Source organism: Agrobacterium sp. (genome assembly GCF_032092815.1).
Classification (GTDB): domain Bacteria; phylum Pseudomonadota; class Alphaproteobacteria; order Rhizobiales; family Rhizobiaceae; genus Agrobacterium.
Window position 1 is genome coordinate 1 of sequence record NZ_DAMDBP010000037.1, and the last position, 26529, is coordinate 26529.

Here is a 26529-nt window from a genome sequence, read left to right on the forward strand (position 1 = left end):
TTGAGGCGGGTGGACTCTTCGTTCATGTCGGCGTCAACCAGACGGCCGATACCGCTTTCGAGGGAGTCGCTCAGCTTGGAGATGAAGTCTTCCTGCAGATCGATACGCATGGAGATCGAACCGAGTTCAGCACCGGCGCTTGTCATTGATGTCAGAGCGTTTTCAACCATCGTCAGAGCGTCCGACAGATAGTTTGCCGAAGTGTTCGTGACGTCGAGTGTGATAACGGATGCCGTGCCACTGCCAACAGTACCGCTGTTGCCGAGAATACCGGATGTCGTAACCAAAGCGCCGGAAGTGTTGGTGCCGAACAGAACGTTGGCGTCTGTGCCAGTGCTCATTACGTATTCGGTCTTCTTGACAGATACGCCGCCATTGCTGTCACGAACGAAGCCGGAAACAACCGACTCGGTGCCAGAACCAGCAATCAGGTTCTTGCCGGAGAAGGAAGCAGATTCAGCAATCGACTTCAGCTGTTCCTGCAGCTGGGTGATTTCTTCCTGAACCTTTTTGCTGTCTACGGAGCCTTCTTGGGCCGTAACGAGCTTCTTCTTGATTTCCTTGACGACTTCGATAGCGGATTCCATACCGGAATAAGCTGTGTCGACCTTCGCGGCGCCAAGACCGATAGCATCTTCAACAGCGGAAAGTGCACCATTGTCAGAACGCATGGTTGTTGCGATCGACCAGTAAGCAGCGTTGTCAGAAGCCTGAGAAACGCGCTGGCCTGTAGAAATGTTGTTCTGGGTGTTTTCGAGGTTGCTGTTGATAGAACGCAGAGTCTGCAGAGCGGACATCGCGGAAACGTTGGTCAGAATGCTAGCCATAATAGAATTGTCCCTTGTTACAAAATACAGATTGGGGACATACCGGACTTAAATACTTACCGGTCCACAGCAGTTATACATCATGCTACTCGGTTTTTCTATTTACTCAGAAGAACCAAACCTGCTGTGTGTGGAAGTAATTTGGCAGCCAAATCTTGCCGAGTTATTAAAATTTGAACTAAATGCAGCCCACGCATTCTTTATGGTTATCAATTGGTAAACAGTTAATCACACCCGCCACAGGCAAGCTTCATGGTGGAAACTAGAGGGAATCGCCCGTCTATTTAAGAAGCATCGCTTCATCGGAGTCCTGAACGTGAATATCAATTCAAGTTTCCTCACCGCAAACCAAGAGTACCAGAAAGGCAACTATATCGGTGCCTTGCATGTGTTGAATGGATTGTTGGACACGCGGCAGGATACACGGACTTATGCGCTGCTGGGACGGACATTCCTCAAGCTGGATATGAAGGAAGAAGCGGCTTCCGCTTTTGCACTTGCCGGCAATGCCGGTGGCACGGATGCCGAGAGATATCTGCACAATGCGATGATGCTGCATTTCGAATGCGGCAATGAAGATGACGCTCTCGTGCTTGCCAAGAAATTCCTGAACAAGGCGCACAAGGATGCCGATGTTGCCTTTGTCATGGCATCCATTTTCATCAAGCGTGGCCAGAAGGACATTCTGGGTGCTTTGAGAAAGCCGCTGATTGAAAGCGGAAAGCCCGACCATCTGGCGCTGGCACTGCACCTGCTGGTCGATGCCCCGCATGATGAAGACAACTTCAAGACAATCCGCCGTACGCTCAAGCTGTTCCCGGACAATCAGGGTGTGCGTCTGCTGCATCTCATTCATTCGCGTGAATTTTGCGAATTTGAATCGATGCGCAAACACCAGCCGATCCTGGACGCCGAGATTGCCGGCGGCAACCTCGAGATCATCAAGGCAGGCAGCCCGTTCTACAGCCTGATGTGGTGTGGTGATGAAAAGCTGAACCAGATCGCAGCCATGGCAACCCGTGCCTATGCGCCCGGCACGCCGGAGCGTCGCCGTGCAAGACCGCACGCCTGGTCGAATGAAAAAATCCGTGTTGGTTATCTGTCCTACGATCTGTGGGATGCGCATGCGACCATGAAGCTTTTGCGCAACGTGCTTGAGCGTCATGACCGCGAGCGTTTCGAAATCACCCTGTTCTGCTACACGCCGGAAGACCATCTCGGTTACAATCAGACGGATCGTAGCGCCTGGGGCAACGTCGTACGTATCGTTGATATGAACGATCAGGAAGCCGCCGAAACCATTCGTGCGCACAACATCGACGTTCTGGTTGACCTCAAGGGCCACACCAAGGGCAACCGCACCCAGATCATGAACCAGGAAACCGCGCCGGTTCATGTGTCATGGCTCGGCTTCCCCGGCACATCGATCAATCTGGATATCGACTATATTATCGGCGACCGCTTCGTGCTGCCGGAATATTCCAAGCCGTATTTCTACGAAAAATTCTGCCGGCTGCCAGACACCTACCAGCCGAACGATCCGGTGCATCGCCCAGCACCACGTGGCGCAACACGCAAGGACTTCGGCCTGCCGGAAGATGCCTTCATCTTCGCGTCGTTCAACGCCAACCGTAAGATCACCGCGGAATATATCGAAATCTGGGGCAGCATTCTCGAGCGCTGCAAAAACAGCCTGCTGTGGATCATGGTCGACAATGACCGCGCCCGCACCAATATCCTAAAGGAAATGGACAGACGCGGCATTTCTGCCAAGCGCGTGCTGTTCTCGCCGAAGGTCAGCTATGAGGAGCACCTCAACCGTCTGAATCTGGCGGATGTCGGTCTTGATACGTTCCCGGTTAACGGTCACACCACCACCTCGGAACAGCTGTGGGCTGGTCTGCCGGTTCTGACCCGCGTTGGTACCAACTTCGCATCGCGCGTCAGTGAAAGCCTGCTTCACGCGATCGGTCTTCCGGAACTGGTGGCTGAGGACGATGCCGACTATCTGGAAAAGGCCGTCGAGCTTTATGAAAACCGTCAGAAGGCTGCGGAGTTCAAGCAGCGTCTGGACGACAATCGTTTTGTTGCCCCGCTGTTTGATGCCGAGCGTTTCTGCCTGCATCTGGAACGTGCCTATGAAATGATGGTGGAAGAGGCCAAGGCTGGCCGTACACCCGATCACTTCGACGTTCCGGCACTGCCAGCACGCGAAGGCAATTTCGCGCCTCAGCCAAAAGACTGAGGCGGTCAGTCAGAAACAAAAAACTGCCGGGGAGACCCGGCAGTTTTTTATGTCCGTTATCAAATGAAATGTCTGAAGGGACGGCGAGGTGGGCGGTCGCGCTACACTTGGCAATTCACCGCCTTACCGATCATACCTCCGGCGTGGCTGCCTCGAAGGGATTGCCGGACGCGAAGTATGGCACAACCACGCTATCAAAGGCTTTCAGTGCGGCACCGATTGCCTGATGCATGTCGAGATAACGATAGGTGCCGAGACGCCCTCCGAAATGAATGTTCTTTTCCAGCGCCGCCCGTTGTTTGTAGCGCAGGAACAGTTCCTTGTCGTTTCGGGTGTCGATCGGGTAATAGGGCTCGTCCTGGCGCTGCGCAAAACGTGAATATTCCCGCACGATCACGGTCTTTTCGCTCTGGTACTGCCGTTCCGGATTGAAATGACGAAACTCCAGAATACGGGTGTAAGGAATGTCCTCATCGGCATAATTCATTACCGCCGTGCCTTGGAAGTCACCGATGTTGAGCGTTTCCTGTTCGAAATCGATGGTGCGCCATCCCAGTTCGCCTTCGCTGTAATCGAAATATCGGTCGATCGGGCCGGTATAGATGATCGGCACGCCAGCGGGCAGTGAACCCTTCACTGCAAAGAAATCGGTATTCAAAAGCAACTGTATACGCGGATTGTCGAGCATGCGCTGGAAGATCGCCGTGTAACCATCGGTCGGCAAACCTTCATAGGGATCGTTGAAATAACGGTTGTCGAAATTGTAGCGCACGGGCAGGCGGGTAATGATGCTGGCCGGCAGGTCACGCGGGCTGGTTTGCCACTGCTTGGCGGTATATCCCTTGATGAAGGCATCGTAGAGTGGACGGCCAATCAGCGATATAGCCTTTTCCTCGAGGTTTTCCGGCTGACGATCACCCAACTCTGCTGCCTGCGCGCTAACAAGCGCCCTTGCTTCGGCAGGCGACATGCGTTTGCCAAAAAACTGGCAGATGGTGCCAAGATTGATCGGCATCGCATAAACCTGATCCTGATAGGTCGAATAAACGCGGTGTCGGTAGTCGGTAAATGATGTGAAGCGGTTGAGATAATTCCACACGTTCGCATTCGGCGTGTGGAAAAGATGTGCGCCGTATTTATGCACTTCAATGCCAGTTTCCTGGTCAAACTCGCTATAGGCGTTGCCACCGATGTGGCTGCGCCGGTCGATGATCAGAACATTCTTGCCAAATTCGTTGCTAGCCCGCTCGGCAATTGTGGCACCGTAAAATCCGGCGCCGACAATGATGAGGTCGACATTCTGAAAATCATGCATGGTATCTGCTTGCCTGTGTCAAAAGGTCATTCAGCCGTCGATAACCGTCAACACTGCGGTGTCTGGCAGTTTACCCGTGGCATGTCGAGCTTTTGTCAGGCTTGCGACGGGCATTTGTCGCGCCAAACAAAAGCCCCGCCCACCCGGTGATGGGTGAACGGGGCTTGTCTTTGATTGGTCAGCGATGCGGATCAGGCTTTGAAGCCGTACTGGATCGCGTGATAGGCAGACACAACCGCTGCCACCTGTCCGGCATCCAGCGCATCGATCTGCGTTGTGGTGATTGCCTGCAATTGGGCGGTCGACAGGCTGGAAATATCGCCAGTCGACAGGCCGGCAATGGCCGCCGTGCTGATCGCCGCAATATCGGCTGTCGAGAAGGTGGCGATGTCAGTTGTTTTCAGCGCTGCAATCTGTGCCGAGCTGAGACCAGCCACCTGTTGTGGTGTCAGCGCCTCAACCTGTGCCGTGTTGAGCGTGCCGATCTGCGCCGTTGTCAGGCCGATAATCGCCTTCGGGCTGATCGCCATGATCTGTTCGGTCGAGAACTGCGCGATGTTTGCCGTACCAAGGGCTGCCACCTGAATGGCGTTCAGGGCGGCGATCTGGTCGGTTTTCAGCGCACCGATCTGCGCCGATGTCACGGACGAAAGCTGCAGATAGGTCAGCACCGACATCTGTTCGGTGGTCAGGGCGGCGACATGTTCATTCGACAGTGAAGCAATTGTCGCTGTTGACAGGCCCGAAATCGCAGCCGAACTGATGGCGGCGATATCGCCCGTCGACAGAACCGAGATGCTTGCGCTGGAGAGCGCCGCAACCTGCGAAGCGGTCAGCGCGGCGATCTGGGTCGAAGACAAGGCGTCGATCTGTCCGGTAGACATCGCAACGATCTGAGATGCGGTCAGGCCGGAAATCGCAGCCGCACTCAACGACGCGACCTGTTCATTGGTCAGCGCAGCAATGGTGGAGGTGGACAGACCGGCAATCGCACCAGCGCTGATCGCGCCCATATCCGCCGTCGAGAATGTCGCGAGCTTTTCTTTCGAAATGGCACCCATCTGCGATGCCGTCAATGCGCTGATCTGTGTCGAAGACAGAGCCGCAACCTGATCGGAGGACAGAGCCGCGATATTGGCAGAGGTCAGGCCGGGTATGGCATTGGAGCTGATGGCTGCAATATCCGCCGTCGAAAACGCTGCCAGATGGTCGCTCGACAGGGCTTTGACCTGCGTCGAAGTCAGCGCATTGATCTGCGTCGAGGACAGGGCATCAATCTGTTCGGTGGTCAGGGTCGAGACCTGTGCCGAGCTCAGGGATGCAATCTGTGCCGTTGTCAGAGCGGCGATCTGATCATTTTTCAGCTTCGCGGTATTGGCGGTGGAAAGACCCGGTATGGCAGTTGAGCTGATGGCGGCAATATCTTCAGTCGAGAAGGTCGCCAGAGTATCGCTGGACAAGGCGCCGATTTGTGTCGATCCCATCGCTGCGATCTGCGTTGGTGTCAAGGCCTCGGCCTGCGCGGTGGAAAGCGCTGCAATCTGCGCCGTTGTCAGGCCCGGAATGGCACCCGTTCCCAGCGCAACAACCTGATCTGTGGAGAGAACCGCGATATTGGCGGTCGAAAGTGCCTTGATCTGCGTCGAGCTGAGCGCTGCCAGCTGACCGGAGGACAGCGTGCTGACCTGACTGCTGGTCAAGGCCGCGATCTGCGATGAATTCAATGCTGCAATCTGTGCCGATGTCAGTGCTGCAATTTGTTCGCTTGAAAGCACAGCCACGTTGCCAGTCGACAGACCGGGGATGGCTGTCGTGCTGATCGAGGCGATGTCGGCCGTTGAGAACGTCGCGATATCGTCTGGTGACAGTGAGTTGATCTGTGCCGAACTCATCACCGCAACGACGGTCGATGTCAGGGCCTCGGCCTGTGCGGTTGATAGCGAGGCAATCTGCGTCGTGGTCAGGCCCGGAATGGCAGATGAACTCAAGGCGGCAATCTGCGCAGGCGAAAGAACGGAGATGCCGTCCGTCGAAAGTGCCTTGATCTGCGTTGAGGTCAGCGCCCCGATCTGTGACGAAGACAGCGTTGTTAGCTGGCTGGTCGTCAGTGCGCCAACCTGCGTGGAGGTCATGGCCGCTACCTGCGCCGTCAGCAGCGCTTCAATCTGTTCGTTTGACAGTGAAGCGACATTGCCTGTCGAGAGACCTGCAATGGCCGAGGCATTGATCGCTGCAATGTCATCGGTTGAGAAAACCGCCAGCTTTTCTTTCGACAGAGCCGCAATCTGGCTGGAAGCAAGCGCTGCCACCTGCGTCGAGCTCAGTGCTTCGGCCTGAACGATTGAGAGCGCTGCAATCTGTGTTGTTGTCAGGCCTGGAATAGCCTTGGTGTTCAGCGAGGCGATCTGGTCCGCGGAGAGGCCCGCCAGCGTGTCGCTGGACAGCACCTTTACCTGCGCGGAGCCAAGTGCGTTGATCTGGGCGGTTGAAAGCGCCGACACCTGTGCAGCGGACAGGGCATTGATCTGCGTCGAACTGAGGGCTGCGACCTGAGCCGTTGTCAGTGCTGCCAATTGTTCGCTGTTCAGCTGGGCAACATGCGATGTTGACAGGCCGGCAATGGCGCTGGAGTTGATGGCCGCAATGTCTTCGGTTGAGAAAGTCGCGAGCTTCTCCGTGGTAAGAGCCGCCAGCTGCGCCGATCCGAGTGCAGCCACCTGCGCGGCCACCAGTGCTTCAGCCTGCTCGTTCGACAAGGCCGAAATCTGCCCGGTTGAAAGGCCCGGAATGGCCTTGGCGTTGAATGCCGCAATCTGGTCCGGGGTCAGCGACGAGATGCTGTCATTGGCGAGGGCTTTGACCTGCGTGGAGTTCAGCGCATTGATCTGCGCCGTGCTCAAGGCAGCCAGCTGGCGTGTCGACAGGGCCGCAACCTGTGTCGAACCGAGGGCCGCGATCTGGGCACTGGTCAAAGCCGACACATGTTCATCGGTCAGCGATGCCATGTTCGATGTCGTGATGCCGGTGATGGCGCCGGTATTGATGGCGGCAATATCCTCAGTCGAGAATGTGGCCAGTTTTTCCTTTGAAAGGGCTGCCAGCTGGTTCGAGCTGAGCGCGGCCACCTGTGCGGAGGTCAGGGCCTCGGCCTGGCCAGTTGAAAGAGCGGCAATCTGGGCCGTGGTGAGGCCTGCAATCGCCTTGGTGTTGAGCGCCTCGACCTGCGATGGCGTCAGGGACGCGATCCGGTCGGTCGACAACACAGCGACCTGGGCGGAGGTCAGCGCCGACAACTGGCTTGTCGAGAGCGAGCCGAATTGCGACGGGGTCAGCGCGGTTATCTGTGTCGTTTTCAGCGCCGCAATCTGTGTGCTGCTCAGCACGGAAACCTGTTCCGCGCTCAGCGCTGCAAGATTGCCGGTGGAAAGACCGGCCAGTGCCGTCGAACTGATCGAGGCAATATCGGCCGTTGAGAATGTTGCCAGATCTTCGGTGGATAGAACTGCAATTTGCGCCGAGCTGAGAGCCGCAACCTGAAGAGATGTCAACGCTTCAACCTGGACTGTCGAAAGCGTATCGACCTGAGCTGTCGAAAGGCCGGCAACCGTCTTGGTGTTCAACGCCGCGATCTGATCGGTGGAGAGCGCCGAAATCATGCTGTTCGACCAGCTCGCGATCTGGGTCGAGCTGAGCGCGCTGACCTGGGATGTCGATAGAGCCGCGATCTGATCCGTCGAAAGGGCTGTAATCTGCGCGGAAGTGAGCGCCGCAATCTGCGTTGTCTTGAGCGACGAAATCTGTTCCGAGCTCAAGGCTGCCATGTTGGCCGATGACAGGCCAGCCAAACCGGAGGTGCTGATGGCGGCAATATCTGCGGTCGAGAATGTTGCGAGATCCTCGGCAGACAGGGCTGCAATCTGCGCGGATGTCATGCTGCCGACCAGTGCCGATGTCAAAGCCTCAGCCTGAGCGGTTGAAAGCGATGCGATCTGCGTCGAGCTGAAGCCTGAAATGGCCTTGGTGTTCAGGGCGGCAATCTGGTCGGTCGACAAGGCACTGATTTTGTCAGTGGCCAGTGCCGCAAGCTGTGCAGAACCCAGCGCATTGATCTGTGCCGTGCCAAGCGCGAAAAGCTGGTCGGAGGACAGAGCCGCCATCTGGCTTGAGCTGAGGCCCGGCAGCGCCTTGGTAGTCAGTGCTGCGACCTGGTCTGTGCCAAGCGTGGTGATGGCTTCGGTTGACAGTGCCTTGATCTGTGTCGAGCTGAAGGACGCCACCTGAGAGGATGACAGGGCGGCAAGCTGACCTGTCGTCAACGCGGCCATCTGTTTTGTATTGAGTGCGGCAACCTGGCTGGTCTTCAGAGCAGCAATCTGCTCGGAACTCAGCGCGGTAATGCTGTCGGTGGAGAGGCCTGTAACCGCAGATGTGCTCAGCGCAGCAATTTCCGCTGTCGTGAATTTTGTCAGATATTCGCCCGGCAACACCGCAACCTGCACCGATGTCAGGTTTGCAATTTGTGCGGAATTGAGTGCCTCGGCCTGAGCCGCAGACAGGGCGACAATCTGTGCAGTTGTCAGACCCGAAATGGCCTTGGAATTAAGCGCTGTAACCTGGTCAGCCGTCAGAGCGGCAATGCTGTCGGTCGACAGCGCCTTGGTCTGCGCAGAGGTGAGTGCCGCGATCTGAGCGGTTGAAAGCGCTTCAACCTGATCGGAACCGAGTGCCGCGACCTGCGTCGATGTCAGTGCCGCGACCTGCGTTGTTTTCAACGCGGCAAGATGCTCAGAGCTGAGACTTGCAACGGCAGATGTCGACAGGCCTGAAATAGCTGATGTGCTGAGGGCGGCGATTTCCGCCGTGGTGAAGGTTGCCAGATATTCGCCGGTGAAAGCTGCGGCCTGTGCCGCGGTCAGCGCTGCAATCTGGGTGGATGTCAAGGCGGCGGCCTGCGCCGTCGACAGGGCCTGAATCTGGGTGCTTGTCAGGCCCGTCACGGATTTTGCGGCCAATGCCGTAACTTGGTCAGTGCCCAGCGCGGCAATGTTTTCTGTTGTCAGGGCCTTGAGCTGGGCAGAACTCAAGGCTGCAATCTGGGCGGTGGACAGTGCCTCGATCTGTTGCGCGGTCAGCGCTGCAATCTGTGTTGTTTTCAACACCGCAATCTGTGTCGTCTTCAGGGCTGCGGTATGGGCCGTGCTCAATGCTGCAAGTGCATCTGTCGACAGGCCAGAGATCGCAGAGGTGCTGAGTGCAGCGATTTCTGCCGTGGTGAATTTTGCCAGATATTCCCCTGACAGGGCAACCGTCTGCGCGCTGGTCAGAGATGCGATCTGCGCCACATTCAGTGCTTCAACCTGCGCCGTGGTCAGTGCCTTTATCTGGGTGGAAGACAGGCCCGCAATGGCTTTGGTGGCAAGGGCGGCGATTTGGTCGGTCGACAAGGCTCCCAGGCTTTCAGTGGTAATCGCCTTGACCTGTGCCGAGGTCAGCGATGCCACCTGCGCCGTGGTCAATGCGCCAAGCTGCGCTGAACTCAGGGCGGTGACTTGCGCCGTTGTCAATGACGCCACCTGCAAGGTGGTCATGGCAGCCGTTTGCGCGGTCGAAAGCGCATGCAACTGATCCGTCGTAAAACCCGGTGTGGCCTTGTAGCTGAGGGCTGCCAGCTGATCGGTGGACAGGGCAGCCACGCTTTGGGTGGACAGGGCACGGACCTGTGTCGAGGTAAGAGCCGCGATCTGTGTCGAGGACAAGGCAGAGACCTGGCTGGAGGTCAATGCGCCAACCTGCACAGCGCTGAGTGCCGTTACCTGGTTTTTCTTCAAGGCGGCCAGTTGATCGGTTGTCAGCGCGGCAATGTTGGCGGTCGACAGACCCAAAATGGCTGAGGTGCTGATGGCCGCGATGTCTGCGGTCGAGAACGTCGCCAACCCTTCCTTGGACAGTGCGGCCATCTGTGCCGATGTCAGCCCCGCAACCTGCGTAGAGGTCAAGGCTTCCGCTTGCGTGGTGGAGAAGGCTGCAATCTGCTCGACGGTCAGGCCCGGAATGGCCTTGGCGCTGAGTGCGGCGATCTGCGTGCCGGACAGCGCCTTGACGCTGTCGGTTGACAGAACCTTGATCTGCGCGGAGCTGAATGCCGCCACCTGCGTGGTAGAAAGCGCGGCGAGTTGAGTGGAATTGAGCGTTGCGATCTGCGTGGTTTTCAGAACGGCGATCTGATTTGTCTTAAGCGCTGCAACCTGTTCGGCACTCAAGGCCGCAATATTGCCGGTAGACAGGCTGGCAATGGCGGATGTGCTGAGAGAGGCAATTTCCGCCGGCGTGAACGTTGCAATGTCCTCGCTCGACAGGCTGGCAACCTGGCTGGCCGTCAGGGCGGCAATCTGTGTAGAGGTCAGGGCGCTGATCTGGATGGAGTCCAGCGCAACGATCTGCTGGGTGTTGAGCGCTGCGACCTGGGCGGTTGCAAGGCTTTCGATCTTGTCGGTGGACAGGATGGCCAACTGATCAAGCGTCAGGCCAACGATTGCCGCGGCCGAGATCGCCTTGACCTGTTCGTTCGAAAACACCGCAAGGTCTTCGGTTTCCAGCGCCGAAATCTGGGTCGAGGATAGCGCCTTGATCTGCGTAGTCGACAGGGCGGCAATATCATCTGTTTTTAAGGCTGCGATCTCGGCAGTCGAGAGCAACTTGATCTGGCTGACGGTCAGTGAAGAAATATTCGAAATCATAAACGAAGCCTTTTGATGTATCTCACCGCTAGAGGTGCTGCTCTTTCAGGCCACGAAAGAAAATCCCGCCACAGAAACCATCATGATCGTGATTTTGGCAGGCAATCATCCCCACCGTTCGTCCAGCCCGAAAAAGCATGCGATTTGACACCTGCACACTGCCGCGATTAATGCGCACACATGCTTGCCTGAGGCTGATCTGGGGTGGTCACTGAAACCCACGGTTTTATTTTACACTGGCATGGTTCCGGTGCTCTGATCATGTCTGCAAATGCAAATTACCGGCTGGCGTTTTGCGCCAACCGGCAAGTCATATTCATGCAATGACAGGTGTTATCGTGCCTGTGGTGCCGGCCACAAACGGCCATCGCGGATCAGCGGGCTGTAGTCGTCGCGTGATGCCAGCTTTTCCAGATAGCGGTTTTTGAGGCTTTCCTCGTCTTCGAACTCGACATGCTGCGACAGGATTTCGCTGCCAACTTCATAGTAGATATCAAGGTTGGTGAGTTCAGGCACTGGTGTTTCACCGCGCTCGCTCTCGCCCTGCATCTGCCAGAACAGGTCTTCCAGGCGACGGGCAAGCGCCGGCATGTCCCGCAACACACTTGCCTCGCGCTGTTCCTGTAATGATGCCCTGACGTCCGCAAGGCTCTTGCGATCATGGGCAAAGGCGATGGCGCGTGCGACGTAGTCATCCGGGGAAGTGCAGGCCAGTTGTGGCACACCAGCCGCATGAATGATGCTGGTGCAGAAACGGGCGGCAAAGGTTTTGCCTGGTATCGTCAGAACCGGCAGCCCCATGGTGATGGCATCGGCAGCAGTGGAGTGCGCGCCATAGGGGAATGTATCAAGGAACAGGTCTGCCAAACCGATACGGGCAAGGTGATCCGGATTGGCGGCCTTGGGCGCAAAGATCAGTCGCTCGGGATCGACATCCTTCTTTTGCGCCAACTCTCGTAAGCGCTGATTGACCGGTTCATCGCCCGTCAACAGCCACAACACGCTGCCCGGCGTTGCCGACAGGATTTCCATCCAGCGATCAAAGCAGCTTTCGGTAATTTTCTGCATGCCGTTGAACGAGGCAAAAACAAAGGCGTCCTGTGGCAGGCCGACAGACGCACGCTGAGGGCGCTCGGCGATAATGCGTTTGCGATCAACCGGCTGGTTACAGGCAATCCGCAGCACCTTTTCAGTGTAATAGATTTCGCTACCTGATGGCACGGTGTGCTCATCTGCAATGATGTAATTGTGAAAGGGGCTGCCCATCGTGCCGGGATAACCGCAGAAATTGACGATGACCGGTGCCGGGCGATAGGCAAAAATTTTGGTGCGCGCGTTTTTGGTATAACCGTTCACGTCGATAAGAATATCGATATCGTCGTCATGGATCAGCCGAGCGGCGTCTGCATCGGCCAGCAGGGTAATGTCGCGCCAGCAACCGGTTGCCGCCTTGATGCGGTTTTGTGTCGGGTCCTGCGGGCGATCATCACCGGAATAATAGGCAAAGATCTCGAAGCCGTTCTTGTCGTGCAGTTCCAGCACTTCGCACAGCGCAAACCCAACCGCATGTTCGCGCAGATCAGATGACACATAACCGATGCGCAACCGTTGCCCGGTGCCGGTCTTGTGTTTTGCCTGCTTGCGCACGAACCCTGTGGTATCCGGGCGACCAACCAGCGATTTGTGGTAACGATAGGCCTTGGCAAGCTGGAACAGGGGATCGTCCGAATAACAACCAAGTGTCAGCGGCGACATGGAATCGATCAGCTTATCCACAGGCACATGTTCTGATGGCTTCAGGGTTGGCCATTTGCACTGGCGCTGACGTAGGGATGACCAGTGTTGACCGGCCTCTGTCCTTTCTGGTTTCAACTCCATGGCCTGCCAAAGTGCCGTTTCGGCATCGTCCAGCAGACCGGCACCTTCCATCACACGGCCAATATGCTGCAGGCACATCAGGCGGTGGTTGATACGCTCGGCTGTAATGTCGTTGGTGGCTTCGGTAAATGTCCGCCACTGTTCAATGGCTTGCAGGATCAGGCCACAATCTTCAAGTGCGCGACCGAGATTGATATGCGCTGCGCCGAATTGCGGGTTGAACTTGACGCTGGCGCGCAGGGACTGGACCGCCCCGGCAATGTCGCCCATCTGGCTCTGCGTCACGGAATAATTGAAATAGGCAAGGTGCAACAATGGATTGCTGTCGTTGAAGGCAACCCATGTCTTGTAAAAATCGGCTGCTGCCTGGCGGTGGCCGGCAAGGTTCAATGTCTCGGTAATCTGAAACAATTCGAGCAGTGAAAGCTGACCGTGACGTGCCTTGTGTAGCGCGGTTGCAAGAGCTGCTGCACCATCGGATTCAGGGGCCGGATCGTTTGACATGATTACTCCACAACTGGCAGACAGGCCAAGGGGCTTGAGACAAGCTGATAAATCGTCAGCTTTCCTAGAGTCTCTAGCTTGCGTTGGACTGGACACGGCGCTTTGCCGCCAGTTGGCATCGTCAAATTATTCCAACAGGTTTTTGGACTTGGCGAAGATTTACACCTGGTGACCCTGCCCCCCCTTTCCGTGGCAGATCAGGGCTTTTTGACCGGGCGTGGCAGCGTCAATGCCAGCACTGTTCCCACCACCGCAAATCCGCCGGTCAATGCCGCAACGGCTGGCCAGCCGCCATGCTGCCAGAACCAGCCGGCAACCGAGCCGGTCACGCTGGCGCCGATGTAATAAAACAGCAGGTAAAGCGAGGCTGCGTGGCCCTTGTGAGAACCGGCAATTGGCCCTACCGCGCCACTTGCTACTGAATGGCCGATGAAATAGCCGGTCGCGACCAGTGCAATGCCAAGCGATATGACGACGAGTGAGGCAGACAGCGTCAGCAGCACCCCGGCCAACATGGTGATGAAGCCGGCAAGCAAAAGCGGCCGCCGCCCAAAACGGTCAGCCAGACCACCTGCCATTGACGAGGATACTATGCCCAGTGCGAAAGCAAGGAAGATCAGGCTGACTTGCGACTGGCTCAAGGCGTATGGCGTGGCAGACAGGCGAAAGGTCGTATAATTGAACAGTGCACTGAAAATGCTGGTCAGTGTGAAGCCCAGTGCATAGACCCTGAGCAGGCGGGTATTGCGCAAATGTGTCGCCCAGGCCTTCAGATGGAACCGCGGATTGAAACCCGGTTGGCGCACGAAATTGCGCGAGGGTGGCAACAGCCGCAGGAAGGCAACCGCCGCTGCCAGACACAACACGCCAAGCACAATCATGGCGACATGCCATGAGGCATAGTCGGTGACCAGGCCCATGCCGACGCGACCCATCATCGCGCCGAAAGCGGTGCCGCCAATATAAAGTCCCATGGCCTTGCCGAGATGGGCAGGGTCGATTTCTTCCGCAAGCCAGGCCATGGCAACTGCTGGCACACCGCCCAGCACCACACCTTCCAGTGCACGCGCCACAAGCAGCCCATGCCAGCTTGGAACCGCACCAGATACGATATTGAGCAGGGCTGCGAGCGACATGGACACAAACATCAGACCGCGCCTTCCCAGCGCCTGCGAGAAGGCGCCTGCCAGAACGATGGAAATGGCAAGCAGGCCTGTCGTCAATGACAGGGCCAGCGAACTCGTCGCTGGGCTGACACCAAAACTGCGTGAAAATTCCGGCAGCAGGGGTTGCACGCAGTAGATCAGCGAGAAGCTGGCAAAACCCAGAAAAAACAGCGCGTATCCGGCATTGCGATATTCGACTGTGCCTCGCCGCACCCAGGAGGGTTGTGGTGTAGCAATCTCAATAGGTGGATTGGTGGGGATTGTATCAACATCAACAACGCGTTGACGGACGGCAAGCTTAGACATGGCAGGCTTCTTTCTGTGTTGCCCTCATTCTCCACCGTGAAGCATCATGTGTCCAATATATGGAAATGTCGTTTGTCATATGTTACATAAATAGTCATGGAGCTCCGTCATATCCGTTATTTCCTGGCCGTTGCCGAAGAGGGTAATTTTACCCGCGCCGCCGCGCGGCTTGGCATTGGCCAACCGCCGCTCAGCCTGCAGATCAAGGATCTGGAGGCCGAAGTCGGGGCGCAGCTGTTTCATCGCGTTCCGCATGGTGCGGAACTGACTGAAGCAGGGCAGGCGTTTTGGGATGCGGTTCACATGATGCCTGGGCAGGCATCCGGCGCGATCCGCGCTGCCCAACGTGCTTCAAGAGGCGAAACCGGGCGATTACGCCTCGGCTTCACGGGGACTGCGGCCCTCAACCCCATCGTCTCGGCGACAATCAGGGCATTCCACCGCGCCTATCCGGATGTGGAACTGACGCTGGAGGAGGCCAATTCGGTGGCCCTGACCGTCGGCTTGATTGAAGGGCGTCTGGACGCTGCCATTTTGCGGCCCAACAGTGCAGACCCGCCGGAAATCCGTGAATATGTTCTCAAGCGAGAGCCGCTGGTCGCGGTGTTGCCCCAGTCCCATGTGGCTGTTGCCGAGGGGCGGGATGTCGACCTTGTGACACTTGCGACCACGCCGCTGATTGTGACGCCACGCGAGATCGGTGTCAGTCTGCATGAGGCGGCCATTGCTGCCTGTCGTGCGTCTGGATTTGAGCCGATCCTGGGGCAGTTTGCACCGCAGATCGCCTCGATCCTGTCGCTTGTATCGGCGGAACTTGGCTTTTCCCTCGTCCCGGCCTCAATGGCGCAGTTCAATGTTGTCGGCGTGTCGTTCCTGCCGCTTCGACACGAACAGCCAACCGTCGATCTGGCTGTTGCGCATCTCAAGACGAGGCCGTCGCAATCGGCACTGAATTTCACCAGGGTTGCCCGTATCGTCAGGCTGGAGACCTAAGAAAACGCGCCGTTTCTCAGGTTTCAAGCCTCTCCTTTATCCAGGCCTTGGTTTCTGACAGCAACTCTTCCGAAAGTGCTGGGTCATCGACCGCACGGGCGAGAATCATGCTTCCCACCATGGCAGCCCATGTGCCGATGGCGGCACGCCGGCGGTCCGATGTTACGCCTTGCGGCAATGCCCGGCTTATGCGGTCGATCTGTGCTTTCAATCCGGTACCGATCGCAGCACGCGCCAACTGGTCCTGATGCCGGGCTTCAGCGGCCAGCGCTGCGGTCGGACATCCCAGACCGGCATTATCGCGATGCTCCGATGAAAGATAGCTGTCCAAAAAGGCAGACAGGTTCCCGCCAGCCCCTGAATCCTTGTCGAGAATATAGGTCATCGTTCCAGCGACCAGTTCGTCTTTCGAGCTGAAGTGACCATAAAAACCGCCATGCGTGAGGCCTGCAGCCTTCATCACCTCCGATACCGAAACGCCGTCAAATCCCTTTTCCCGAAACAGTCTGGCAGCTGCTTCCAGGATGCGGCGACGGTTCTCCAGCATCTGTTCACGACTGACCTTCATCCCATTCTCCAATCCCATGTTGACTTTACATGATGATCATCATATTTAATTTAATCATGATGTCCATCATGAATAAGTAAAAACCATGGAGAAGATATAATCATGACTGATCTGCCCAAAGTCCTCATCACTGGCGCTTCTTCTGGTATTGGCGCTACCTATGCCGAACGTTTTGCAGCCCGTGGCCATCATCTGGTTCTCGTTGCGCGGCGAAAGGAGCGCATGGCTGAACTGGCCGCGGTTCTCTCGGAAAAGTTTGGCACGCAAACCGACATCATCGAAGCGGATCTTGCCGATACCGTTGGCATTGAGACTGTCGAAAATCGATTGCGCAGTGATGCCACCATTGGCATCCTGGTGAACAATGCTGGTACAACGATCCCCGGCCATTTTGTTGATCAGACGCCGGGCGACATTGCCAGTCTCATTGCGCTTAACACCACCTCCGTTGCGCGGTTGGCCAACGCGGTGGCACCCCGCTTTGCTCAGGCTGGCAGTGGTGCCATCATCAACATAGGCTCTGTGGTCGGCCTCGTGCCGGAATTCGGCCAGTCGATCTACGGCGCAACAAAGGCTTTTGTTCTTTATCTCTCTCAGGCGCTGGCCGCCGAGCTCGGGCCAAAAGGCATTTATGTCCAGGCAGTTTTGCCGGCTGCAACCCGCACGGACATTTGGGCATCGGCCGGTGTTGATCTGGCAAATCTGACAGGCCTGATGGAAGTGGGTGACATGGTCGATGCCGCGCTGGTCGGTTTTGACCGCAAGGAACCGGTGACGATCCCGCCCTTGCCGGAGGCCGAATTGTGGGATGCGTTCCAGCAGGCGCGTGTCGCACTGAGGCCCGGTTTCGGCAATGCGCTGCCCGCCGCCCGCTACCGCGCAACGCAATAATTCTGATATGAGGACACTTGAGGCATGGCTGTCAATGTGCGGCCATGCCCCGTCAAAATGGTGTGGGTGGTTTTAAGGAGTCTTTGTCGCCTTATATCTCATGCCATCGATCAGTAGCATCACCATCCGCTCGATGTGGGCGGGGCCATCATCGCCGGTGGCGACGGCAAGATTGCCGATGGCCCGCAGCAGGTCATAGGGCGCGATGTCGGTCCTGATTGCACCCGTTTCCACCGCTTTTCCCATCAGGCCTGACAGGGCCGGTTCAAACCGGCTTCGAAAATAGTCTGGCAGGGCGGAAAATGCGGCGTCGCCGGAATGCAGGGCGGCGGCCAGACCCTGTTTGGTGGCGAGAAAATGCGTATAGCGCATCAACCAGGCTGTCAGAGCCTCGAGCGGCGCAGATGTTTTTGAAAGCGTAGCAGCCTCTTCTGCACAGGCATCTACCTCACGCCGGAACACAGAGGCGACCAGATCGGAGCGGGTAGGGAACCGGCGATAGAGCGTACCAAGCCCAACGCCAGCTTCACTGGCAATCTCGCGAATAGGTGCATCGACACCTGAGCGGGCAAAGACGCGTTTTGCCGCTTCCAGCAGGGCTTCTTCATTGCGTTTTGCATCGGCACGCAGGCGCGGTTCGTCATTTTTAATGACTGAAGTTTCTTGAAATTCTTTGGCCATGCCATGTCCTTTTGAGGTAACGAGCCGAATTTGGCATCGTCACCCTTGATAAACGGATCATTGTTCCATATATGGATAATCGGAACATTGATCCATTTATATCCGAAAGGCGTTCCCATGTCATCATCGAGATCGGTGATGACTGGCGATCCGTTTGATTGCGGCCTTTCGCCAAATCTTAAGGGACATTGACATGAAAACCATTCTGATCACCGGCGCATCGTCCGGTTTCGGCCTTGAAACCGCGCGCACCTTTCTGGACCGTGGCTGGAAGGTAATTGCCACCATGCGTAACCCGCGCGAGGATATTCTTCCGGCTTCGGACGCTCTGCGTATCCTGCCTCTGGATGTCACTGATGCAGACAGCATCGCTCACGCCGTCTCAGAAGCCGGCCCGGTCGATGTGCTGGTCAACAATGCTGGCGGTGGTCTGTTGGGTGCGCTGGAAGGCACCGCGATGTCCGATATCCGAGAACTGTTTGAACTCAACACCTTCGGCACCATGGCTGTTACGCAGGCTATGCTGCCCACCCTTCGCACAAGGGGTGCCGGTGTCATCGTCAATATTTCGTCGGCCGTGACATACAAACCGCTGCCGCTGCTTTCGGTTTACACGGCGAGCAAAGCTGCGGTCGATTCGTTTTCTGAGAACCTCTCACTCGAAGTTGAACCCTTCGGCATTCGCGTTCACACCATTCATCCGGGCAGGTCACCTGAGACCGCGTTCGGTGCTGCCGCCAGGGCGCGTTCGCAGTCCGCGATCCCGGACGTCTACACCGGTTGGGCAAAGCAGATTTTCTCAGCATCACCGCAGAGCGCCGAGGTCACCACGGCAAGTGATGTCGCGGCAGCGGTCTGGCAGGTCGTCACCGATCCATCAACGCCCAACAGTATTCCGGCGGGTGCCGACGCAATCACGATGGCGACCATAAAATAAGGAGAGACGGTTTCCGCTCGGAGACCAACTGGTTACCGATTGATATATCGCGCCGTGAGGTATGAAAAACGGATAAGTGGCGGACAGGGTGGGATTCGAACCCACGGTACGCTTTCACGCACACACGCGTTCCAGGCGTGCGCCTTAAACCACTCGGCCACCTGTCCTTTTAAGAGATTGCATGTTTTGAAAAACTGCAAATCAACTGGAACGGCGCGATATATACCGATGAATCGCGAAGTATCAACCGCAATTTGACACTTTTTTTTATCGTCTTGCAAAAGCCTGTGTATAGCGCGATTGCAAAACGCCTTTTCGGCCTTTAATTCTGTGCTTCTGACGCGATAATTTTTTTCTGCACAGCCTTTGAGGATATACGGCATTGAAATCTTTGGCGAGATTCCTGAGTTTCGTGCTCCTGTGCGTTGCGATCGTCGCGGGCACGTTTGATTCTATCCGCTCTGTCGCGACTTCTTCTGTCGATATGACCAGCACGATCGATGCCTGGAAGGATATTTATCCGGCATCGCTGACCATGGCACAAAGCACTGTCACGCACTATATACACCCCGACGCTTGGGGATGGCTGGCGCTCTGGCTCAGCAGTCTACCTGCCTTTGCGCTGTTTCTGGCTCTGGCATTGCTGTTCTGGATGATTGGGTACCGCAAACCGCAGATCCGCAGCCGTTTCGGCTGACAGCCCCACTCCAAGCTCTGTGTGAAACTTCAAGCAACCGGATCAATGCGATCCGCTGGAGAAGAGTTATGTTCACGTTCGATAGCTACGCAACGAAAACAACAATGCCAACGGTTGATTCGGCTCTGCCAGGGCGCGATACGTTGATGCCGGTGCCAGACACCCATTTCGTTAACGGTCATCCGCTCAAGGGACCTTATCCGGATGGCCTGCAAGTGATTTATCTCGGAATGGGTTGTTTCTGGGGTGCCGAGCGTCTGTTCTGGAAAACACCTGGCGTATGGGTGACGGCGGTTGGTTATTCCGGTGGCATCACACCAAATCCGACCTATCAGGAAACAACCACCGGCCGGACCGGTCATGCCGAGGTTGTGAAGGTGGTCTATGATCCCGCGGTGGTGTCTCTTGCCAGCCTGTTGAAGCTGTTTTTCGAGGAGCATGATCCCACCCAGGGCATGCGTCAGGGCAATGATATTGGCACGACCTACCGTTCCGTGATCTATTCAACGTCGCAGGAACAGCTTGATGAAGCGCTGCATGCACGGGATATTTTCCAGCAGGCGCTAAGCGCTGCTGGCAAGCCGTCGCCGATCACAACCGAGATCGAACCTCTGGGAACGTTTTATTACGCAGAGGACTATCACCAGCAATATCTTGCTAAAAATCCCGGCGGATATTGCGGTCTTCGCGGCACTGGTGTGAGCTGCAACATAGGCTAGTTTTTCATCAAAATGCCCGGTGAAAAGCTCAAAAAACAGACGTTTACGAGTTTTTCCACCGGGTAAAAAAACCGGATGAATTTTTCGTGCAGGCATGCAAGGATAAAACAAGCATAGTCTCTAAAAAGGGCTGGCGGTTCCGCAGACATGCCTGTTAAGGGCTTGCGGGAGGACCTGATAAGATCAATTGCAACAACAGGGCTGCACGAATGAAAAAATCCGTTTTGACTCTCTTCGCCATGGCGGCGATGTCTGCATCTGCATTGGCAGCAGATATCAAGCCTGCGCTGGTGTATGGCACCGGTGGTAAATTCGACAAATCCTTCAACGAGGCTGCCGCTGCTGGCGCCGAGAAGTTCAAGGCCGATACCGGCATCGAATTCCGCGATTTCGAGCCAACCAGCGATACGCAGGGCGAGCAGGCCATCCGTAACTTCGCAAGCAAGGGCTTCAACCCGGTTGTTGCCGTTTCCTTTGCCTGGACTTCGGCCATGGAAAAGGTTGCTGCAGAATATCCGGACACCAAGTTCGTCATCGTTGATTCTGTCGTTGAGCTGCCGAACGTTCGCTCGGTTGTCTACAAGGAGGAAGAAGGTTCCTACCTCGTCGGCCTGCTGGCTGGCATGGCTTCCAAGACCGGCAAGGTTGGCTTCATCGGTGGTATGGACATTCCACTCATCCGCAAGTTCGGTTGTGGTTACGTTCAGGGCGCCAAGGCTGCCAACGACAAGATCGAAGTTTTCCAGAACATGACCGGCACCACCGGTGCTGCATGGAACGACCCGGTTCGTGGTGGTGAACTGACCAAGAATCAGATCGACCAGGGTGCGGACGTGATCTACGCGGCAGCAGGTGCAACCGGTCTCGGCGTTCTCCAGACCGCTGCCGACAACAGCAAGTTCTCGATCGGTGTGGATTCCAACCAGAACCACCTGCATCCAGGCTCCGTGCTGACTTCGATGGTCAAGCGCGTCGATCTGGCCGTCTACAATGCCTACAAGGACACCCAGGATGACAAGTTCACCGCTGGCGTTCAGGCGCTCGGTGTTGCCGAAGATGGCGTAAGCTATGCGCTCGACGACAACAACAAGGCGCTCATCACGCCTGAAATGGTTGCTGCCGTTGACAAGGCTAAGGCTGACATCATTGCCGGCACCGTAAAGGTCCACGACTATATGTCGGATAACTCCTGCCCGAAATGATATGATTTTGAGGGGCGTATGGCCTTGTGCCATACGCCCTTTCCATATCCAGACTTGGAGATTTTCCGATTTGAGCACGCAGCTTGCAATCGAACTTGTTGGCATCGATAAAAAATTCGGGGCCGTTCACGCCAATAAAAACATCAATCTTGCGGTTGCCAAAGGGTCCATTCACGGCATCATTGGCGAGAATGGTGCTGGCAAATCCACACTCATGTCGATCCTCTATGGATTTTATCAGGCCGATTCCGGCGAGATAAAGGTCAATGGAGCGCCGGTGTCCATCAAGGACAGCCAGGCGGCCATCAATGCAGGCATTGGCATGGTCCACCAGCACTTCATGCTGGTTGAAAATTTTACTGTTCTCGAGAATGTCATCTTGGGCGCCGAAGGCGGTGCCCTATTGGCGCAAGGCGTTAGCGGTGCCCGCACCGAACTGAAGCGTCTCGAAACGGATTATGGGCTTGAAGTTGACCCCGATGCAGTGATCGAAGAACTGCCGGTGGGCCTTCAGCAGCGCGTTGAAATCCTCAAGGCCATGTATCGCGGCGCCGAGGTTCTCATTCTCGATGAACCGACCGGTGTTTTGACACCAGCGGAAGCGGACCACCTGTTCCGGATCCTGGGCGTTCTACGTGATCAGGGAAAAACCGTCATTCTCATCACCCACAAGCTGCGTGAAATCATGGCCATTACCGATACGGTATCAGTCATGCGCCGCGGTGAAATGGTCGCCACCCGCAAAACTGCCGAAACCTCGGTGGAGGAATTGGCAGAGTTGATGGTTGGCCGTCGCGTTCTGCTGCGTGTGGAAAAGGGCGAGGCATCGCCTGCACAAACATTGCTCTCTGTTCGCAACCTGACTGTCAAGGACAGCCGCGGCGTGGATATGGTCAAGAATGTATCCTTCGACGTGCGTGCTGGCGAAATCGTTGGCATTGCCGGCGTTGCCGGTAACGGCCAGTCGGAATTGCTTGAAGCCATTGCCGGCATTCGCAGACCGCATTCGGGCGAAATCCTGTTTGATGGCAAGACCATCGACAAGGCCGATCCGGCTTTGCTGCGTGATCTGGGCCTTGCCCATATTCCCGAAGACCGCCATCATATGGGTCTGGTTCTGAAATTTGAGGAATATGAGAACTCGATCCTCGGGTACCACCGGGATGAGCGTTATGGCAAAGGTCCGTTTCTCGATCCGGAGGCAATCCGCAGGGATGCCGAGGAAAAGATTGCGAAATACGATATCCGCCCGCCCAATGCGCAGCTGAAGACCGCGAATTTTTCCGGTGGTAATCAGCAGAAAATCGTGGTGGCCCGAGAAATCGAACGTGATCCCAAGATGCTGATTATCGGCCAGCCGACACGTGGCGTCGACATCGGCGCAATCGAGTTCATTCACAAACGCATCATCGAGATGCGCGATGCTGGCAAGGCCATTCTGCTCGTTTCTGTGGAATTGGATGAAATACGCTCCCTCTCTGACCGGATCATCGTGATGTTCGACGGTCAGATCGTTGGAGAAAAGACGGCAGATGCCGAAGAACAAACACTAGGCCTGATGATGGCCGGCATCGCCGCATGAGGGCCTAATGAGCACTGCATCCGTACCACTTCCCAATTGGATCACTTACGGCCTCATGCCGTTTTTGAACATCGTCACGGCTTTTCTGATTTCCGGCCTCGTCGTCTGGTCGATCGGTGAAGACCCGTTTGAGGCTTTGAAGCTGCTCGTGCAGGGTGCGCTGGGCCGAGGCGATGCCATTGGCTTTACGCTGTTTTACGCGACAAGCTTCATTTTCACCGGGCTTGCCGTTGCCGTGGCATTCCATGCCGGCCTTTTCAACATCGGTGCTGAAGGTCAGGCCTATGTTGGCGGCCTCGGCGCTGCCATCGTTGCCATGTCTCTCGACCATTATGTGCCGTGGTACGTCACCATGCCATTTGCGGTAATCGGTGCTGCCATCTTTGGTGCGGCATGGGCGTTTATTCCTGCATGGCTGCAGGCCAAACGCGGCAGTCACGTGGTTATCACCACCATCATGTTCAACTTCATTGGCGCAGCGCTGATGGTTTACCTGCTGGTGAATGTGTTTATCGTTCCCGGCAAGATGGCTCCGGAAACGAGAACCTTTCTGCCGGGTGGACAATTGCCGAAGCTTGATTGGCTGATGGCGATCTTTGGCATGAAGCTCGGTCCGGCACCCTTCAACGTGTCGTTCCTGATTGCGCTGGTGATGTGTTTCCTCGTCTGGCTGCTGATCTGGCGCACCAAACTCGGTTATGAAATGCGCACGCTCGGCATCAGCCCCTCGGCTGCGGTCTATGCCGGTATTCCCTATGCCCGCACTGTCATCATCGCTATGCTGATATCAGGTGGTCTGGCCGGCATGATGGCACTGAACCCTGTCATGGGCGCATCCGGACGTTTGCAGGTGGAATTTGTCGGTGGTGCTGGTTTTGTCGGTATTGCCGTATCCTTGATGGGCAGAAGCCATCCGCTTGGCATTCTGTTTGCAGCAATTCTGTTTGGCATCCTCTACCAGGGCGGTGCTGACCTGTCGTTTGAAATGCCGAATATCACCCGCGAAATGATCGTTGTGATCCAGGGTCTGGTGATCCTGTTTGCCGGTGCGCTTGAATATATGTACCGCCCCGCGCTGGTGCGCATCTACCAGCAATTTACGAAAGGGTGAGAGACCATGGATTTTTTCGATATCGTCGTCAGTATTCTTGGCTCGACCGTTCGTTTGACAATCCCATTGTTGTTTACCGCACTTGCCGGGCTGTTTTCTGAACGCGCCGGTGTGTTCGACATTGGTCTTGAAGGCAAGATGTTGGCTGCGGCCTTTGCATCGGCCTGTGTGGCCTATGTCACGGCCAACCCATGGCTTGGTCTGCTGGCTGGTATTGCGGTTTCGATCTTCTTCTCGCTGACCCACGGTTTTGCTGTCATTACCAACCGTGGCAACCAGATCGTTTCTGGTGTGGCGCTCAACTTCATCGCCGCCGGTCTGACGGTGGTTCTGGGACAGGCCTGGTTCGGGCAGGGCGGTCGTACGCCACAACTGACTGGTGGTGGCCGTTTCACGCCGATCACCTTGCCTGGTGTCGATCTCGTCAGGGATATTCCCTTTATCGGGCCGCTTTATGCGAATGTCATTTCCGGCCACAATATCCTGACCTATCTTGCTTTCCTCGCCGTGCCACTGTCGTGGTGGGTGCTTTACCGCACACGGTTTGGTCTGCGTCTGCGTGCCGTGGGTGAAAATCCCGGCGCTGTTGATACGGCGGGGATTTCCGTCACATGGATGCGCTACCGTGCGGTCATCGTTGCCGGTTTCCTTTGCGGCTTTTCGGGCGCTTATCTGGCAATTGCGCAGTCGGCTGCGTTCATCGCCAACATGTCTGCCGGTAAGGGATATATCGCTCTTGCCGCGCTTATCTTCGCCAAATGGAAACCTGTGCCTGTGATGTTTGCATGTCTGCTGTTCGGTTTCCTCGATGCCGTTGCCAACTTCATGCAGGGAAAATCGGTCCCGCTGATCGGTGAAGTGCCGGTACAGATCTTCCAGGCACTGCCCTATATTCTGACCTGCATCCTGCTGGCCGGTTTTATTGGTGTTGCAAAACCTCCGAAAGCCGGTGGTGTTGCCTATTCGAAGGAACGCTGAACATGTCTCACGATCTTTTTGAAGCGGCACGTGATGCCATGTCGTTTGCCCATGCACCCTATTCGAAATTTCCTGTCGGCGCTGCCATCCGCGCTGAGGATGGGAAAGTCTACAAGGGCGCAAACATCGAAAACCTGTCCTTCCCTCAGGGCTGGTGCGCCGAACCAAGCGCCATCAGTGCCATGATCATGGGCGGTGCCAAGCAGATCAAGGAAATCGCCGTCATCGCGGAAAAACTGGCGCTTTGCCCGCCCTGTGGCGGCTGCCGTCAGAAGATTGCGGAATTCGCCAATGCGGATACCAAGGTCTATCTTTGCGACGAAACCGGCGTTCAGAAGGTCATGTCGATGGATGAACTGCTACCTTTCAGCTTCAAGACTGAGCTTCCGTAATGTCGCAAGCCATTTTTGACCTGCTGGTGGACCGCTTGCAAGGCATGATGCCACGTGTCGCCATCGTGCTTGGTTCTGGTCTCGGTTCACTGGTTGATGAACTGACGGACGCAGTACATATCCCGTTTTCCGAATTGCCGGATTTTCCGGCAAGTGGTGTGTCAGGACATGCCGGTGAACTGGTTGCCGGTTATCTCGGGCGTGAACCAGTTATCATGCTGTCTGGCCGTGTGCATTATTACGAAAAGGGTGATCCCGCCGCCATGCGGGTGCCGATTGAGGCGCTGGCAGGCCTTGGTGTGCAGTCCCTCATTCTGACCAACTCGGCCGGTTCGCTGCGTGAAGACATGCCGCCCGGTTCGGTGATGCAGATCGTCGATCACATCAACTATTCCGGCATGAACCCGCTGATTGGCGAAGAAAGTGATCGTCGTTTTGTTGGCATGACGAGTGCCTACGACGCCGAGCTTGCCGTGTCGATGCGCAATGCCGCCATACGGGCAGGCGTGCCGATGTTGAGCGGTGTGTATATGTGGTTTTCCGGACCGAGCTTTGAAACGCCGGCTGAAATCCGCATGGCGCGTATTCTCGGCGCAGATGCCGTTGGCATGTCGACGGTGCCCGAAGTTATTCTTGCCAGATTTTTTGGCATGCGTGTTGCGGCCGCATCCGTTATTACCAATTACGGTGCCGGCATGACGGGAGCTGAACTCAGCCACGAAGAAACCAAGGACATGGCACCCGTGGGGGGAAAGCGCCTTGCCGCTATCGTGCGCGAAATGATTTCAGGAGGAGATTAA

The 26529-nt window shown here is 56.3% G+C and carries 19 protein-coding genes and 1 tRNA gene; 12 read left to right on the forward strand and 8 right to left on the reverse strand.

The window, feature by feature from the left end; translation table 11 throughout:
• Window positions 1-827 (reverse strand): flagellin (locus tag RT613_RS18270; RefSeq protein WP_313617670.1); only part of this gene is annotated, 827 nt, incomplete at its 3' end.
• Between the two features lie 316 nt (window positions 828-1143).
• Here RT613_RS18270 and RT613_RS18275 point away from each other — a divergent pair.
• Complete coding sequence (locus RT613_RS18275; RefSeq protein ID WP_313617671.1) at window positions 1144-3072, forward strand: glycosyl transferase; 1929 nt, start codon at window positions 1144-1146, stop codon at window positions 3070-3072.
• Between the two features lie 130 nt (window positions 3073-3202).
• On the opposite strand, the gene glf is transcribed toward RT613_RS18275, so the two are convergent.
• The 4 genes from glf to RT613_RS18295 all read right to left on the reverse strand — a co-directional run bounded on the left by glf (window position 3203) and on the right by RT613_RS18295 (window position 14978).
• Window positions 3203-4387, reverse strand: coding sequence for a UDP-galactopyranose mutase (gene glf / locus RT613_RS18280; protein ID WP_313617673.1), 1185 nt, complete (start codon window positions 4385-4387; stop codon window positions 3203-3205).
• A 191-nt stretch (window positions 4388-4578) separates the two neighbouring features.
• Window positions 4579-11124 carry a hypothetical protein gene (locus RT613_RS18285; protein ID WP_313617675.1) on the reverse strand — a complete coding sequence of 2182 codons (6546 nt, stop codon included), beginning with the start codon at window positions 11122-11124 and terminating at the stop codon, window positions 4579-4581.
• 333 nt (window positions 11125-11457) lie between these two features.
• The gene (locus RT613_RS18290) at window positions 11458-13506 is read right to left on the reverse strand and encodes a glycosyl transferase (protein WP_313617677.1); all 2049 of its coding nucleotides are present in this window, start codon (window positions 13504-13506) and stop codon (window positions 11458-11460) included.
• A gap of 197 nt (window positions 13507-13703) precedes the next feature.
• Window positions 13704-14978 (reverse strand): MFS transporter, encoded by a 1275-nt coding sequence (locus tag RT613_RS18295; protein WP_313617679.1) that lies wholly within the window; start codon window positions 14976-14978, stop codon window positions 13704-13706.
• Window positions 14979-15074: 96 nt separating this feature from the next.
• Between RT613_RS18295 and RT613_RS18300 the strand changes: the two genes are divergently transcribed.
• Window positions 15075-15971: a LysR family transcriptional regulator gene (locus RT613_RS18300; protein WP_313617681.1), complete on the forward strand. Its 897-nt coding sequence runs from the start codon at window positions 15075-15077 to the stop codon at window positions 15969-15971.
• A 16-nt stretch (window positions 15972-15987) separates the two neighbouring features.
• On the opposite strand, the gene RT613_RS18305 is transcribed toward RT613_RS18300, so the two are convergent.
• A complete protein-coding gene (locus RT613_RS18305) occupies window positions 15988-16539 on the reverse strand; it encodes a helix-turn-helix domain-containing protein (RefSeq protein ID WP_313617683.1) in 552 nt (183 codons plus the stop codon).
• Between the two features lie 102 nt (window positions 16540-16641).
• Here RT613_RS18305 and RT613_RS18310 point away from each other — a divergent pair, with 102 nt between their 5' ends.
• A complete protein-coding gene (locus tag RT613_RS18310) occupies window positions 16642-17430 on the forward strand; it encodes an SDR family oxidoreductase (protein ID WP_313617685.1) in 789 nt (262 codons plus the stop codon).
• 72 nt (window positions 17431-17502) lie between these two features.
• On the opposite strand, the gene RT613_RS18315 is transcribed toward RT613_RS18310, so the two are convergent.
• Entirely contained in the window at window positions 17503-18111 is a 609-nt protein-coding gene (locus tag RT613_RS18315; RefSeq protein WP_313617687.1) for a TetR/AcrR family transcriptional regulator, read from the reverse strand.
• 193 nt (window positions 18112-18304) lie between these two features.
• Here RT613_RS18315 and RT613_RS18320 point away from each other — a divergent pair, with 193 nt between their 5' ends.
• Window positions 18305-19048 carry an SDR family oxidoreductase gene (locus RT613_RS18320; RefSeq protein WP_313617689.1) on the forward strand — a complete coding sequence of 248 codons (744 nt, stop codon included), beginning with the start codon at window positions 18305-18307 and terminating at the stop codon, window positions 19046-19048.
• A gap of 77 nt (window positions 19049-19125) precedes the next feature.
• On the opposite strand, the gene RT613_RS18325 is transcribed toward RT613_RS18320, so the two are convergent.
• Window positions 19126-19215 (reverse strand) — tRNA-Ser (locus tag RT613_RS18325).
• A gap of 215 nt (window positions 19216-19430) precedes the next feature.
• On the opposite strand from RT613_RS18325, the gene RT613_RS18330 reads away from it, so the two are divergent.
• The 8 genes from RT613_RS18330 to RT613_RS18365 all read left to right on the forward strand — a co-directional run bounded on the left by RT613_RS18330 (window position 19431) and on the right by RT613_RS18365 (window position 26529).
• The gene (locus RT613_RS18330; RefSeq protein ID WP_313617691.1) at window positions 19431-19745 is read left to right on the forward strand and encodes a hypothetical protein; all 315 of its coding nucleotides are present in this window, start codon (window positions 19431-19433) and stop codon (window positions 19743-19745) included.
• Between the two features lie 68 nt (window positions 19746-19813).
• Window positions 19814-20464, forward strand: a complete 651-nt coding sequence (gene msrA / locus RT613_RS18335) for a peptide-methionine (S)-S-oxide reductase MsrA (RefSeq protein ID WP_313617693.1) — start codon at window positions 19814-19816, stop codon at window positions 20462-20464.
• A 209-nt stretch (window positions 20465-20673) separates the two neighbouring features.
• Complete coding sequence (locus tag RT613_RS18340; RefSeq protein ID WP_313617695.1) at window positions 20674-21666, forward strand: BMP family ABC transporter substrate-binding protein; 993 nt, start codon at window positions 20674-20676, stop codon at window positions 21664-21666.
• A 70-nt stretch (window positions 21667-21736) separates the two neighbouring features.
• The gene (locus tag RT613_RS18345; RefSeq protein WP_313617697.1) at window positions 21737-23248 is read left to right on the forward strand and encodes an ABC transporter ATP-binding protein; all 1512 of its coding nucleotides are present in this window, start codon (window positions 21737-21739) and stop codon (window positions 23246-23248) included.
• 7 nt (window positions 23249-23255) lie between these two features.
• Window positions 23256-24359: an ABC transporter permease gene (locus tag RT613_RS18350; protein WP_313617699.1), complete on the forward strand. Its 1104-nt coding sequence runs from the start codon at window positions 23256-23258 to the stop codon at window positions 24357-24359.
• A gap of 6 nt (window positions 24360-24365) precedes the next feature.
• Window positions 24366-25337, forward strand: coding sequence for an ABC transporter permease (locus RT613_RS18355; protein ID WP_313617701.1), 972 nt, complete (start codon window positions 24366-24368; stop codon window positions 25335-25337).
• Between the two features lie 2 nt (window positions 25338-25339).
• Window positions 25340-25729: a cytidine deaminase gene (locus tag RT613_RS18360; protein ID WP_313617703.1), complete on the forward strand. Its 390-nt coding sequence runs from the start codon at window positions 25340-25342 to the stop codon at window positions 25727-25729.
• The gene (locus RT613_RS18365) at window positions 25729-26529 is read left to right on the forward strand and encodes a purine-nucleoside phosphorylase (RefSeq protein WP_313617705.1); all 801 of its coding nucleotides are present in this window, start codon (window positions 25729-25731) and stop codon (window positions 26527-26529) included. Before RT613_RS18360 ends, RT613_RS18365 begins: the two co-directional genes overlap by 1 nt.